This window comes from Vagococcus martis, assembly GCF_002026305.1.
Lineage (GTDB): Bacteria > Bacillota > Bacilli > Lactobacillales > Vagococcaceae > Vagococcus > Vagococcus martis.
In genome coordinates this window covers 353,351-368,660 of record NZ_MVAB01000001.1, presented here as the reverse complement: position 1 = coordinate 368,660, position 15,310 = coordinate 353,351, and the positions used below count along the sequence as shown (strand labels likewise).

The 15,310-nt window shown below is 34.4% G+C and carries 13 protein-coding genes; 12 read left to right on the top strand and 1 reads right to left on the bottom strand.

The window, feature by feature from the left end; all coding sequences use genetic code 11:
* Positions 1-149: 149 nt before the first annotated feature.
* The 12 genes from BW731_RS01820 to BW731_RS01765 all read left to right on the top strand — a co-directional run bounded on the left by BW731_RS01820 (position 150) and on the right by BW731_RS01765 (position 13,644).
* On the top strand, positions 150-1,118 hold the full coding sequence (locus BW731_RS01820; protein WP_079345186.1) for a Gfo/Idh/MocA family protein: 969 nt from the start codon (positions 150-152) through the stop codon (positions 1,116-1,118).
* A gap of 120 nt (positions 1,119-1,238) precedes the next feature.
* Positions 1,239-2,156, top strand: coding sequence for a tRNA pseudouridine(55) synthase TruB (gene truB, locus BW731_RS01815; RefSeq protein WP_079345184.1), 918 nt, complete (start codon positions 1,239-1,241; stop codon positions 2,154-2,156).
* 14 nt (positions 2,157-2,170) lie between these two features.
* Positions 2,171-3,124 carry a riboflavin biosynthesis protein RibF gene (ribF, locus tag BW731_RS01810; protein WP_079345182.1) on the top strand — a complete coding sequence of 318 codons (954 nt, stop codon included), beginning with the start codon at positions 2,171-2,173 and terminating at the stop codon, positions 3,122-3,124.
* The gene (gene hemW, locus BW731_RS01805) at positions 3,121-4,257 is read left to right on the top strand and encodes a radical SAM family heme chaperone HemW (RefSeq protein WP_079345180.1); all 1,137 of its coding nucleotides are present in this window, start codon (positions 3,121-3,123) and stop codon (positions 4,255-4,257) included. Before ribF ends, hemW begins: the two co-directional genes overlap by 4 nt.
* A gap of 289 nt (positions 4,258-4,546) precedes the next feature.
* Complete coding sequence (gene hrcA, locus BW731_RS01800; protein WP_079345178.1) at positions 4,547-5,593, top strand: heat-inducible transcriptional repressor HrcA; 1,047 nt, start codon at positions 4,547-4,549, stop codon at positions 5,591-5,593.
* 16 nt (positions 5,594-5,609) lie between these two features.
* Positions 5,610-6,185, top strand: a complete 576-nt coding sequence (gene grpE / locus BW731_RS01795; RefSeq protein ID WP_079345176.1) for a nucleotide exchange factor GrpE — start codon at positions 5,610-5,612, stop codon at positions 6,183-6,185.
* 51 nt (positions 6,186-6,236) lie between these two features.
* Positions 6,237-8,066, top strand: coding sequence for a molecular chaperone DnaK (gene dnaK, locus BW731_RS01790; protein WP_079345174.1), 1,830 nt, complete (start codon positions 6,237-6,239; stop codon positions 8,064-8,066).
* 143 nt (positions 8,067-8,209) lie between these two features.
* Positions 8,210-9,373, top strand: a complete 1,164-nt coding sequence (gene dnaJ / locus BW731_RS01785; protein WP_079345172.1) for a molecular chaperone DnaJ — start codon at positions 8,210-8,212, stop codon at positions 9,371-9,373.
* 133 nt (positions 9,374-9,506) lie between these two features.
* Entirely contained in the window at positions 9,507-10,439 is a 933-nt protein-coding gene (locus BW731_RS01780) for a metal ABC transporter substrate-binding protein (RefSeq protein ID WP_079345170.1), read from the top strand.
* 87 nt (positions 10,440-10,526) lie between these two features.
* Positions 10,527-11,423: a DMT family transporter gene (locus tag BW731_RS01775; protein WP_079345168.1), complete on the top strand. Its 897-nt coding sequence runs from the start codon at positions 10,527-10,529 to the stop codon at positions 11,421-11,423.
* Positions 11,424-11,535: 112 nt separating this feature from the next.
* Entirely contained in the window at positions 11,536-12,963 is a 1,428-nt protein-coding gene (gndA, locus tag BW731_RS01770; RefSeq protein ID WP_079345166.1) for an NADP-dependent phosphogluconate dehydrogenase, read from the top strand.
* A gap of 207 nt (positions 12,964-13,170) precedes the next feature.
* Entirely contained in the window at positions 13,171-13,644 is a 474-nt protein-coding gene (locus BW731_RS01765; RefSeq protein WP_079345164.1) for a transposase, read from the top strand.
* 229 nt (positions 13,645-13,873) lie between these two features.
* On the opposite strand, the gene BW731_RS01760 is transcribed toward BW731_RS01765, so the two are convergent.
* Entirely contained in the window at positions 13,874-15,208 is a 1,335-nt protein-coding gene (locus BW731_RS01760) for a C1 family peptidase (RefSeq protein ID WP_143592716.1), read from the bottom strand.
* Positions 15,209-15,310 lie beyond the last annotated feature (102 nt).

Here is a 15,310-nt window from a genome sequence, read left to right as displayed (position 1 = left end):
TGTTTTTGTGTACAAAAAACTATCGGTAACTTGTGTTACCAACAGTAGAAATTATAGAGCCTTTATTTTATAACATGATCTTGTGTATCATTAACGCTAAAAAGATAATTGTGATAAACTAAAAGAAGATTAATTAGGAGGCGATTTAATTGATAAAAAATATCGGAATAGTTGGAACAGGTGTGATTGCAACAGAATTTGTCACACAGGTGGATACTTCTAAGTACACGATTCACTCAGTTTATAATCGTAATGAACGCTCTTTGCGTACGTTTAGAGAAACACATAACCTTCATAATGGTTATACTGACTACAATGAGTTTCTTAATGACGATGAGTTAGAATGTGTGTATATCGCTACGCCTAACCAAACACATTATGAATTTGCCAAAAAAGCCATTGAAAAAGGAAAACATGTCTTGTGTGAAAAAGTCATGGTTTTAAAAGCTGAAGAAGCCAAAGAGCTATTTGAGTTAGCTAAAAAACATCATGTCGTGATTTTAGAGGCAGTAACGTTATTTTATATGCCGATGTATCACGAAGTAAGTCGTTTATTAAAAGAAAATGTTTTAGGAAAAATAAGTACAGCTAACATCACATTCGGAAGTTGTAAAGAATACGATGAGAATAATCGTTTCTTCTCACTTGAAAAAGGTGGTGGAGCCTTATTTGATATTGGTCCTTATGCTCTTTCAGCAGCTGTTTATTTACTTGGAACAGACATCGAATTTGTTTCATCAGAAGTTGTGATGGCACCCACTGGAGTAGATGAAAAATCTGTTACAGTGTTAAAAACTAAAAACAATGAATTAGCAAGTGTCATGCTATCCTTTAGAGGGAAACTACCAAAACAAATTTTGATTACAGGTGATGAAGGATTCTTAAAAATTGATGACTTCCCAAGAGCGACAACAGCAGAAATTTTCTATAATAATGGGACAACACAAATCATTGAAGATGGAAATGACCGCGATGTCTTTACTTATGAATTAGATATGTTAAACCACTTAGCAAGTGAAAAAGGGTTAAATCATGTACCAGATTGTCGTGAAGTCAGCCAACGAGTTGTTGAGTTAATGGATGCCATGAGACAAGCTTGGGGATGGGAACTTTCATAAGCAATAAAAAGGAGGGGATTTTCCTCCTTTTTTTGTTGTTTATGAAAGCCTTTTGTCTTAATTAGGTATGTAAGTATGCTATAATATTGAGGAAATGACGAAAAGAGTAGGAGAAGATTGATGGAAGGAATTATCCCTCTATGGAAACCACGAGGCATGACAAGTCATGATTGTGTCTTCCAATTACGAAAAATTTTAAAAACAAAAAAAGTAGGTCATAGTGGCACACTTGATCCGGATGTTGATGGAGTGTTGCCTATTTGTGTCGGTAAAGCCACAAAAGTTGTGGAATACTTACAAGAATCAAATAAAGTATACATTGGTGAAGTGACACTTGGCTTTTCGACAGAAACAGAAGATGCAAGTGGTGAGATTGTTGAAAACACACCAATTACCAATCCGCTGACAGAAAAAGAAATAGATGATGCCATGTCACTATTGACGGGGAATATTCAACAAATTCCTCCTATGTATTCGGCTGTAAAAGTGAATGGTAGAAGGTTATATGATTATGCTAGAAAAGGTGAAACAGTAGAACGTCCAGTAAGACAGACGACAATTCATCATTATAAAAGACTTACGACACCCGAGTATAATGAAGAAGCTCAAACACAGTCATGGAAGTTTGAAGTAGATTGTGCTAAAGGAACGTATGTGAGAACTCTAGCAGTCGATACAGGAGAAAAACTTGGCTATGCCGCTCACATGTCAGATTTAACACGACTTTCTAGTGGCGGTTTTACCGCAAAAGAAGCGATAACTTTAGAAGACATTCGTTCAAAAGTTGAAGAAGGACTAACAGACGATATTTTCTATCCTCTTGAGCGAGCAGTTGAATCTTTTCAAAAAAAAACATTAAGTTCAAAGGATTATCAATTAATTAAAAATGGTTTGGTCATGCCAGAGTCGTTTTTTGACGGATATGACCCATCACAACTAATTGCTTTATTCTTTAATGAGCAATTAGTTAGCTTATATGGTAAACATCCAAGTAAACCAGGGATGTTCAAACCAATCAAAGTAATACGAAATGATTAAAGGAGTATTTTGTTATGCAAATTATTAACATTCATCATCCATATGACCCAGAAAAATTACCACAAGATGATGTCGTATTGGCATTAGGTTTTTTTGATGGTGTTCACAGAGGACATCAAGAAGTTATCAATACAGCAAAAAAAATTGCAGATGAAAAAGGATTAAAATTAGCAGTTATGACCTTTAATCATCATCCAGCAGTTGTGTTTCAAAAAATTGATCATAAAAAAATGAAATACATCACAACCATTGAACAAAAAGAAGAGCGCATGACGCGTTTAGGTGTCGATTATTTATATATCATTGAATTCACCTCATCTTTTGCAGGATTATCACCGCAAGATTTCGTCGATGAATACATGGTAGGCCTACATGCTAAAGTTGTCGTAGCAGGATTTGATTATACCTATGGAAAGAAAGATGTTGCCAATATGAGCAGTTTACCTACGTATGCTAAAGATAGATTTGAAATAGTCGAAGTACAAAAGTTGAGTGATAGAGAAGAAAAAGTTAGTTCGACAGCAATACGTGAATGCATGAAAATCGGAGACATGCGAGCGGCCAATCAATTATTAGGCTATGCTTACGAAACAACGGGAATTGTCGTACACGGAGATAAACGCGGTCGATTATTAGGGTATCCAACTGCTAATATTAAGGTGCCAACATTTTCATTATTACCTACTGGTGGGGTATATGTTGTGAAGATAAAAGTAGCAAACAAATGGTATATGGGTATGGCGCAAATAGGATACAATATTACATTTGAAACTAATCGCCCGATGACGATTGAAGTAAATATTTTAGATTTTTCTGATGACATTTATGGAGAGCAAGTCAGTGTGGAATGGTTACACTTTTTACGTGGCGAGAAAAAATTTGATAATGTTGATGGATTAATCGCGCAACTAAAACAAGATGAACAAGATACAAGGGAATATTTTGATAACTTAGGAGGACTCGTATGACGTCGGCTTACATTCATATTCCTTTTTGCGAGCACATTTGTTTTTATTGTGATTTTAATAAAGTATTTATTGAAGGACAACCTGTCGATGAATACATCGAAGCGCTACTAAAAGAAATAAAATTAACAAAAGAATTATATCCATCTGATACAACAGAAACGATTTATATCGGTGGAGGGACGCCAACTTCTTTATCGGCTAAACAGCTAGATCGTTTACTTGGTGGGGTAAAGGAGTTATTACCTTTTAATCCAACTGATGAATTTACAGTGGAGGCAAACCCTGGTGATTTAACACTTGATAAAATAAAAGTCATGCAAACTCATGGTGTGAACCGCTTGTCTATGGGAGTTCAAACGTTTGATGACAGGTTATTAAAGAAAATCGGACGTAAACACACTGCTCAAGATGTATTTGATACTATGACTCTTTTAGAAAAAGCGGCCTTTTCAAATGTCAGTATAGATTTAATATATGCCTTACCAAATCAAACAATGGAAAGTTTTGAAGATACATTAGATAAAGCAATCGGACTTGATTTACCACATTATTCAATGTATTCACTTATTTTAGAAAATAAGACGATGTTTTATAATTGGGCAAGACAAGGAAGGTTACATCTTCCAGGAATTGATGTTGAAGGAGATATGTTTGAACGAGCGATTGAGCGTATGATTTTAGCTGGAAAACATCAATATGAAGTGAGTAATTTTTGTGAGCCGGGTAAAGAAAGTCAGCACAATTTGGTTTATTGGAATAATGATCACTATTATGGTTTAGGCGCAGGGGCAAGTGGTTACTTAGGTAATATACGATATAAAAATCACGGGCCAATTCAACATTACTTGGAACCATTGCGACAAGATAAGTTACCAACTATCACAACTGAAAATTTAACTATCAAACATCAAATGGAAGAAGAAATGTTTTTAGGTCTTCGAAAAAAACAAGGTGTATCATTAACTAACTTTGAAGAAAAGTTTGGACAAAAGTTTGATTCAGTCTATGGTGAGATAGTACAACAACTTATAGATGAAGATATGTTACAAATTAAAAACTCATATATTTCTTTAACTGATAAAGGATTGATTTTAGGAAATGATGTTTTTGAGAAGTTTTTATTAGAAAAATAAGAAAAAACAGTCTAAAGCGAAGAATTTAGGCTGTTTTTTTGTTATTCTCGTTTTTTTGGCAAAATAAACAGACAAATTTTTGTGATTGCTAAAAAAATAGTATGGCATAATAGAATCAAATCCTTGATATATCAATGTTTTTAAATTCAGTATATTTAGTTTTAGCACTCTTGACAAAAGAGTGCTAAAAAAGAGGTGTTTTTAGTTGACAAAAAAATTAATCCTTGATATATTTGATAATGTAGTTAGCACTTAATAAGAAAGAGTGCTAATAAGGAAGGTGATTCGCATGTTGAGTAGTAGACAAGAACACATCTTACAACTATTAGTTCAGCTCTATACTGAGACAGGGCAACCTGTTGGCTCGAAGACGTTGATGAATAATGGCATTACTGTCAGTTCAGCAACCATTCGAAATGAGTTATCTAAATTGGAAGATTTTGGTCTTATTCAAAAAATGCACACGTCTTCTGGTAGAATTCCTTCAATGCAAGGGTATCGTTATTATGTGGATCATTTAATGGATCCTAGTAAGATCAGTTCTACCGATGTTCAACACATCAAACGATTATTTAATCGCAAATTTAATGCGACAAATGAAATTATTGAATGGTCGGCGAATATTTTATCTGAGTTGACGAGTTACACAGCTTTCTCGTTAGGGCCAGAAGTAAAAGAAAGACGGCTTACAGGTTTTCAAATTGTTCCATTGAATGCTCGTCAATTAATGGCGATTATTGTGATTGATCAAGGATATGTTGAGAGTCAAGTGTTTTCAATTCCACATTCAGTGTCAACTGAAGATATCGAAAAAATGATTCGAATAATCAATGATCGATTGTTGGGAGAAACACTTTTGACAGTTTACCACAAACTTCGAACAGAGATTCCTTTAGTACTCCAACGTTACTTTAGTAATTCTAGTAACATCTTGTACTTGTTTGAGGATGTGTTCAATCAAGCATTTGATGAGCAAATCTATGTTGGTGGTGGGATGAATTTATTAAGTTCAGAAGCCATCACTAATCCAAACGAATTTCAATCGGTTTATTCATTAATTAGTGATACAGATAAGTTAACAGAATTACTTATCCTAGACACAGATGAAAAGATTGATATCAAGATTGGAGAGGAGCTAAACAACGAATTGTTGCAAAACATGAGTTTAGTGACAGGATCATACGATGTTTTTCAACGAGGTAAAGGTTTAGTCGCGGTTTTAGGACCTGCTAACATGTCCTATTCGAAACTGTTAGGAGTAATGAATGTTTTAACAGATGAGCTTTCTAGGCATCTAGAAACATATTATCGACATTTGGAAAATAGTGGAGAGTGAAAGGAGACTGACATAAGTGAAGAAAGATAAATCAGTTGATAAAGTTAATGAGGAAGAAGAAAAAAAAGACGAATCGACAGTAGAAACGAATGAAACTGTAGAAGAAGTGGTCGAAACAGAAGAAAACGTCGAGACAGAAGAAAACTTAGAAGAAAAACTTCAAGAAGAGTTGGACAAAATGGAAGATCAATTCTTAAGAGCGCAAGCAGAAATTGCTAATATGCGTAATCGTCATAAAAAAGAGCGTGAAGAAGCATCTAGATATCGCGCACAGGAATTAGCAAAAGAATTGTTGCCAGCTTTAGATAACTTGGATCGTGCCTTAGCGATTGAAGTAAGTGATGAGCACGGTGAGGCAATGAAAAAAGGAATTGAGATGGTTCGTGAAAGCATGTTACATGCCTTCAAGGAATCAGGTATTGAGGAAATCAAAGCCCAAGGTGAAGCATTTGATCCTAACTTACATCAAGCTGTTCAAACAGTCCCAGCTGAAGATGGACAAGATTCAGATGTGATTGTTCAAGTGTTACAAAAAGGATACATCTTACATGACCGTATCTTAAGACCTTCAATGGTTATTGTGACACAATAATATAAATTTAACATTTAAAAATAAATCAATTAGACAAAGGAGATTTTTAATATGAGTAAAATAATCGGTATTGACTTAGGAACAACTAACTCTGCAGTAGCTGTATTAGAAGGCGGAGAAGCAAAAATTATTACTAACCCAGAAGGTAACCGTACAACACCATCTGTTGTATCATTTAAAAATGGAGAAATCCAAGTAGGTGAAGTTGCTAAACGTCAAGCAGTAACAAACCCAAATACAATTTCTTCTATTAAACGTCATATGGGTGAACCTGGATATAAAGTAGAAGTTGAAGGAAAAACTTACACTCCACAAGAAGTTTCAGCGATGATTTTACAATACATCAAAGGATTTGCTGAAGATTATTTAGGAGAAAAAGTTGATAAAGCAGTTATTACTGTTCCAGCTTACTTCAACGATGCTCAACGTCAAGCAACAAAAGACGCTGGTAAAATCGCTGGTTTAGAAGTTGAACGTATTGTTAACGAACCAACTGCAGCTGCTTTAGCTTATGGTTTGGATAAAACTGACCGTGATGAAAAAGTGTTAGTGTTTGACTTAGGTGGTGGTACATTTGACGTATCTATCCTTGAACTAGGTGATGGCGTATTTGATGTATTATCAACTGCAGGTGACAACAACTTAGGTGGGGATGACTTTGACGAAAAAATCATCGACTACTTAGTAGAAGAATTCAAAAAAGAAAATGGTATTGATTTATCTAAAGATAAAATGGCAGTTCAACGTTTGAAAGACGCTGCTGAAAAAGCGAAAAAAGATTTATCAGGTGTAACAAGCACTCAAATCAGCTTACCATTTATTACTGCTGGAGAAGCTGGACCTCTTCACTTAGAGTTAAACTTAACTCGTGCGAAATTTGATGAATTAACATCTGATTTAGTAGAAAGAACTAAAATTCCAGTACGTCAAGCGATTAAGGATGCTGGCATTTCAACTTCAGAAATTGATGAAGTTATCTTAGTTGGTGGATCTACTCGTATTCCTGCAGTAGTTGAAGCTGTAAGAAAAGAAACTCAAAAAGAACCTAACAAATCTGTTAACCCTGATGAAGTAGTGGCAATGGGTGCTGCTATCCAAGGTGGGGTAATTACAGGTGATGTGAAAGACGTTGTATTATTAGACGTAACACCATTATCATTAGGTATTGAAACAATGGGTGGCGTGTTCACTAAATTAATCGACCGTAACACAACAATCCCAACAAGTAAATCTCAAGTCTTCTCTACAGCAGCAGACAACCAACCAGCCGTTGATATCCATGTATTACAAGGTGAACGTCCAATGGCAGCTGATAATAAAACATTAGGAAGATTCCAATTAACAGATATTCCAGCAGCTCCACGTGGTGTGCCACAAATCGAAGTATCATTTGATATCGATAAAAACGGTATTGTTAATGTAAGTGCGAAAGATTTAGGTACTCAAAAAGAACAAACTATTACAATCAAATCATCTTCAGGTTTAACAGATGAAGAAATTGAACGTATGGTGAAAGATGCTGAAGCAAATGCTGAAGCAGATAAAGAACGTAAAGAAGAAGTTGATTTACGTAACGACATCGATGCATTATTATTCTCAGTTGACAAAACTTTAGGTGAATTAGAAGGTAAAGTTGATGCGGACGAAGTGAAAAAAGCAGAAGATGCTCGTGATGAATTAAAAGCAGCTGTAGAAGCTAATAACATTGAAGACATGAAAGCGAAACGCGATGCATTAAATGAAATCGTACAAGCTTTAACTGTTAAATTATATGAACAAGCAGCAGCACAACAAGCACAAGAAAATCCAGAAGCAGCACAAAGTGGCGCGGATGATGTTGTTGATGCGGACTTTGAAGAAATCAACGACGACGAAAAATAATAATGAGCCAAGAAAAAAGCCAAAGCGTTGTGCTTTTGGCTTTTTCTCTTGATTATTATGATAAAACATTCTAAAATTGACTAAATTGTGGTATGATTTAAACGAATTTAGAGGTTTTAGAAAAAATGGAGGGTTAGTTATATATGGCCAAAAGAGATTATTATGAGGTTTTAGGAGTATCTAAAACAGCAACAGATGATGAGATTAAAAAAGCCTATCGAAAACTATCCAAAAAATATCATCCTGACATAAATAAAGAAGCCGATGCGGAAGAGAAATTTAAAGAAGTATCTGAAGCATTTGAAGTATTAAGTGATGCACAAAAACGTGCGGCTTATGACCAATATGGCCATGCAAGTACTGATCCAAACTTTGGTGCTGGTGGTTTTGGTGGTGGTGGTTTCCAAGATTTTGGTGGTAGTTTCGGAGGGTTTGAAGATATCTTTGAATCATTTTTTGGCGGTGGAGGACGTTCTAGTAATCCTAATGCGCCAAGACAGGGTTCTGATTTACAGTACACATTAGATTTAACGTTCAATGAAGCGATTTTCGGATTAGAAAAAAGTATTCGTTACAACCGTGAAGATGAGTGTGCAACATGTCATGGGACTGGAGCAAAACCAGGAACACATCCTGAGAACTGTCCTAAATGTCATGGCTCTGGTGTCATCAATGTTGAAAGACAAACGCCACTTGGTCGTATGATGAGTCAACAACCATGTGATGAGTGTCAAGGAACAGGAAAAATCATCAAAGAAAAATGTGAAACATGTCATGGTGCAGGCCGCATGATTAAATCGCATTCTGTTAAGGTTACAGTTCCTGCTGGTGTTGAAGATGGACAACAAATGCGTCTATCTGGTCAAGGTGAAGCAGGATACAATGGCGGCCCTTATGGTGATTTATATGTTGTCTTCAGCGTGGAAGATAGCCCTATATTTGAAAGAGATGGTTCTGAAATTTACTATGATCATCACATCACCTTTGTTCAAGCAACATTGGGTGATGAGATTGAAGTTCCTACTGTTCATGGACGTGTCAAATTAAAAATTCCAGCTGGCACTCAAACAGGGACAACATTTAGATTAAAAGGTAAAGGTGCACCTAAACTTCGTGGAAATGGTAACGGCGATCAACAAGTTACTGTTACGGTTGATACACCGACAAAATTAAACGAAGATCAAAAGAAATTATTGCGTCAATTTGCTGAACTAAATGGTGAAAAAGCAGCAGTGGAGCAAGAAGAAGGTTTTTTTGATAAAGTCAAAGATGCTTTTTCTCAAAATCATAAGAAAAAGAAAAAATAAAGTGAATAAAAAAAGTAAAACCGTTCAGTTGTTTTACTTTTTTTGTTTTTACTTGAAATAAATTACTAAAACGTTTATGATATATTTTTAGATAGTAATGTTTACGGTTTAAAAGAAAGTAGGGAATGAGTTAATGAAACGATTAACCAAAATTATTTTAGGTGTCGCTTTGACTAGTTTACTTGTTGCTTGTGGTAAACAAACCACACAACAGAAAAAAGATGACGATAAATTACATGTTGTTACGTCTTTTTATCCAATGTATGATTTTGCGAAAAAAGTAACAGGAGATAAAGCAGAGGTGACGGTATTAACAGAAGCTGGTGTTGAGCCACATGATTATGAACCAAGTGCAAAAGATTTAGCCAAAATTCAAAATGCTGATGTATTTATTTATAATTCAAATGAGATGGAAACATGGGTAAGAGATGTCCTTGCATCTATTGATACGAAAAAAGTGAAAGTGATTGAAGCAAGTCAAGGTATTGACTTGATGGAAGCGACTGAAGAACATGAGCATGAAGGAGAAGACTCACATGATCATGAATTGGATCCGCATGTGTGGTTAGATCCTGTTTTGGCTAAAAAAGAAGTAGAGACGATTACAAAAGGCTTAGTTGAAGTCGATACACCAAACAAAGATACCTATGAAAAGAATTCAACTGACTTTACACAGGAATTAGATAAATTAAATCAAGCTTACGTGGATGCGACAAAAGATGCCATTCAAAAAACATTTGTCACACAACACACAGCCTTTTCATATTTAGCTAAACAATATGGATTAAAACAAGTGGCAATTTCAGGTATTTCTCCAGATCAAGAACCTACACCTAAAGAGCTAAAAAATATTGAAGACCTAGTTAAAAAAGATAATATTAAAGTAATTTATACAGAAAGTAGTGCGTCATCAAAAGTAGCCGAAACTATTACGAGTGCAACTGGAGCGACACTTTCAGAACTTAATCCATTAGAGAGTTTAACTAAAAAAGAGATGGATGGAGGAGAAGATTACCTGTCTGTTATGTATACGAATTTAGAACACTTAAAATTAACCATAAAATAAACGATGGAAACCTAGAATATTTCTAGGTTTTTATTGTTTTTATGGGCCTTAAAGCTGTAGAATAAAGCGATAAGGGGAGGTAAAAAAATGGAAAAAGGAAGTAGTAAATTAAAGGGTATGATTTTAGCTATTTTAGGTGGAGTTTTTTGGGGTGCATCTGGGGTAGTGGCTGAATATTTGATGACAACAAAACACATATCAGCTAGTTGGCTTGTAGCTGTTAAAATGATTGTGGCGGGTTTTTTAATTTTAATGTATCAAATGGGAAAAGGGAATAAAGATAGCTTATCTCCTCTAAAAAATAAAACTGAATTAATTCAATTAATTATTTTTAGTGTATTGGGGGTACTTGGGTTGCAGTATTCTTTTTTCAAGGCTATTCAAGTGAGTAATGCAGCGACTGCAACGATATTACAATATCTATCACCAATATTATTAGTCATTTATTTTATTATCGAAAAAAAAGAATTACCAAATAAATTAAGTATTGTCAGTATTGTGTTATCTCTATTAGGAACGTTTTTATTAGTGACTAAGGGAAACCTAAATGAATTAGCTATTTCACCGAATGGGTTGTTTTGGGGATTATTATCAGCATTTTTAGGTGCTTTTTATATTATTCAACCAAGAAAACTTATGGCAAAATATGGAACAACACTTATTATAGGCTGGGGTATGTTAATAGGTGGGGTATCTTTTCAGGTCTATCAACCGATTTGGCAAGATGTACCTACTTTTACCCCTGGTGTGTTACTAGGAATTTTAGTCATAGTGATTATTGGTACCGTTTTTTCATATATCTGTTTACTTAAAAGTACAGAATATATACCACCACAATTTTCGAGTTTATTAACATCATTTGAACCACTAAGTTCAGCTTTATTTTCAGTTTTATTTTTAGGATTGGTTTTAAAACCAATCGAGATAATTAGTATGTTGTTGATTATTTTTGCTGTATTTCTATTGTCTAGGTGTGATGTTTAATTTGAAAGGTCGTGTCTATTTATATTTTAGGTAAAATAAGCTATAATTATTAGCAAGATATAATATAGAGAAAAAAGTATCATTTTTTGAAAAAAGAATTGGAGGAAGATGTATGTCTAAACAACAAATTGGTGTTGTCGGTATGGCAGTCATGGGGAAAAACTTAGCGTTAAATATAGAAAGTAGAGGATACACTGTTTCTATTTTTAACCGAACATCATCAAAAACAGAGGAAGTTATCAAAGAACATCCTGATAAACATTTAGTTGCAACTTATTCTATTGAGGAGTTTGTTAATTCTCTTGAAACACCAAGACGAATTTTATTAATGGTAAAAGCAGGTAAAGCCACTGATTTAACAATCGAAAGTTTACTACCATTTTTAGATGAGGGTGATGTGTTAATCGATGGTGGGAATACTTACTTCAAAGATACTATCCGCCGTAATGAAGCATTAGCAACTTCTGGTATTAACTTTATCGGTACTGGTGTATCTGGTGGAGAAGAGGGAGCGTTAAAAGGGCCTTCTATGATGCCAGGTGGACAAAAAGAAGCCTATGAATTAGTGGCACCAATTTTTGAACAAATTGCGGCAAAAGCTGAAGATGGAGATCCATGCGTGACTTACATTGGACCAAATGGAGCTGGTCATTATGTGAAGATGGTACATAATGGAATCGAGTATGGAGACATGCAATTAATTGCTGAATCATATGACATCTTAACTCGCGTTTTAGGCTTATCAGTTGAAGAAGTTGCTGATATTTTTAAAGAATGGAATACAGGTGAGTTAGATAGCTACTTAATCGAAATCACGTCAGATATTTTAACACGTAAAGATGATTTAGGAACTGGTAAACCAATTGTTGATGTTATCTTAGATGCTGCTGGTAACAAAGGAACTGGTAAATGGACAAGTCAAAATGCACTTGATTTAGGAACTCCTCTACCACTTATTACAGAATCTGTTTTTGCTCGTTACATCTCAGCATTAAAAACTGAACGTGTCGCTGCAAGTGAAATTATTCCGGCACCACCAGTAAAAGAATTTACTGGAGATAAAAAAGAATTTGTAGAAAAAATTCGTCAAGCATTATACTTTAGTAAAATCATGAGTTACGCACAAGGATTTGCTCAAATGCGTATGGCTAGTGAAGAATATGGCTGGGATTTAAACTATGGTAATATTGCGAAAATCTTTAGAGCAGGATGCATTATCCGTGCCCAATTCTTACAAAAAATTACGGATGCGTATGAACGAAATCCAGAAATTAAAAATCTTATTTTAGATGATTATTTCTTAGATATCACAACAAAATACCAACAATCAGTTCGTGATGTTGTTGCCTTGGCTGTTGAAACAGGTGTGCCTGTCCCAACATTTTCATCAGCTATTTCTTACTACGATTCTTACCGTACAAAAGATTTACCCGCTAACATCATTCAAGCACAAAGAGATTACTTTGGTGCTCATACATACGAACGTAAAGATCGTGATGGCGTGTTCCATTATAATTGGTATGGTGAAGAAAACAAATAAGCAACTTAAAAATCCGGCTCTATGTCAAATCGTGTTGATGGACAATAATATTGATGAAAAAGTCTCAAAAATAAAATAGAATTAATTGAAGAAGCTGACCCAAAAGTAACTTTTTAAATGAAAATCACTAAACTAACAAAACAGAAATCCTACGAAGTCAGTGTTTTAACAAACTGATTTCATGGGATTTTTCTATTTTAAAGACTAATGGGTCAGCCTCATAGACGAATTAAAAAGTATTGGAAATTACTTCAAAAAAGCTATGACAAATTAGATTATATCCAACAGCATTGGCGTCCATCCTTTAAAGCGTATCTTTCTGAAAAAGAATTACTTGAACGCTTACTTACCTATGATTCTAAATTGACAGAGGCTTACAGCACCTATCAACAAATTTTAAGAGCGATTCAAACAAAAGATTATTCTTTATTTTTGGAATTAATTAATCAACCAACAGGATTTAAAGAGTTTATTTCTGTTTTCAAAACATTTAAAAAATATCGAGAAGAAATAAAAAACACCTTTGAAACATCTTATTCAAACGGTCCGTTAGAATGTATGAATAACCACATTAAAGTCATTAAGCGTAATGCCTATGGCATGAGAAGTTTTTATAATTTTAAGCTACGACTATCAATTTGTTTAAAAGAATCTGCCTTTACATCACCAAAAAAGATCTAGAAAACTAAATGCTTTCTAGACCTTAAATTCTAACGTATTAATCCTTACCAACAGTAGTTGACAAAGAGCCATTAAAAATAGGAGAATCAAACAAATAAGCAACAAAAGCCAATCGACTTTCGTTGCTTAAGTACACTTAATTTTATTCATCCACATCATTTGACGTAGAGCCTTAATTTTTGTTATAAGCCTTTTGGGTCAGCACCTTCTAATCTTAGTATGTTTTATTTTATGCTAAAGCACCCATTGGATCCCATGGGGCTAAAACTGTCACATCATCTTTTTTAAGTACTTTTTTTAAGTCATCTGAAAGATATTTTTTATTCACAACGACTTGATAAGTATATTCACTCATCCAATCATCACTCATAACAAAATATCCTTTTGTTCCAACTTTATCTCCCCAACTGTTTTCAACTTTCCATTTAGTTGGTTTGTCATTGATTAAATTCACACCTGTTAAGACCATTGCGTGAGTCATTAAACTTTCACCATAATCTAAACGTTCTGCTTTACTCATATCATAATTAATATCTAATGTATCTTGCACGCTATATATATCTGTTGCCATGATACCAGTGTCTCTTGTAGAAGATTGGCCAACATCACACCCAAACCAAACACTTTCACCATCTTTTAATTGCGCGATAGCTAAGTTTTTGAATGTTTCAATATCAACATTCAAGTGACGAACTTCTTTTCCGCCAACGACGTTTCCTAACATATCAACTGTATAGACTTGATTGTAAGGTTTGTCTTTTGTTGGGGCATTGATGATGCTGACGTAATCATTTAAGTCAGTGCCGATGTATTTATCATAGAAAGAAGTAGGAGTTAGCCCTTGTTCTAAATGATAATTTCCATCTGTATCATAATATGAATAATCAAATTCTGTTGGTGGTGTACCTAGAGAGGTACTTAATAAGTTATAGATTTCTTGTAGCAATTCAACTTTACGAGTTTCAATCTCTGATTCAGAGGCGCCATTAGCAATTAATGTTCTTAATGTTAAGGCATCTTTTCTTAATTTTTTATTTAAGTAAGTATTTAACTCACGGCTGCTTGAACTACTTTTTGTTTCAGGCATGATTGTTTTTGGCACAATCCCATATTTTTGGATAATCGCTACTAACATATCCCATTGGCCACCATCTTGTTGAGGTGTTGCTAGTAAAAATGCCACTTCACGACTTGTTAATTCTTGGTTGCTTGTTTTGATAATATTTTCATAGAAATAATTTGCTTTTTCAAATTTATCCCAGAAAAACGTATAGTTTTGAGATAATTCGAAGTCTTTGATGTGATGATTGTTTAAGACATCATGTCTGAATGTATTAAGGGCTGCAAACATCCAACAACGACCACTTTGTTTTTGATTTGTCACGTTTCCTGTATCTAAGTCGATAGAGAAAACGGGATTGTTTTCAATAACTGCTTTTTGATTTTCTGATGAGGCTAAAATACCATTTTTCATCACTGCACGTTGGCTTAATAAATGCTCACGATTAGCAAGATATTTTTGCTCCATATGTTTGACTTGTTCATTTGAAATAGATTTAACCATGTAACCACACCTTTCTTTTGTTTCCATTCTACTCCAACATTCTTCAAAATAACACTAAATCGATTATATTTTTCCAATGCGAACTGTTTTGCGAAAGTATGT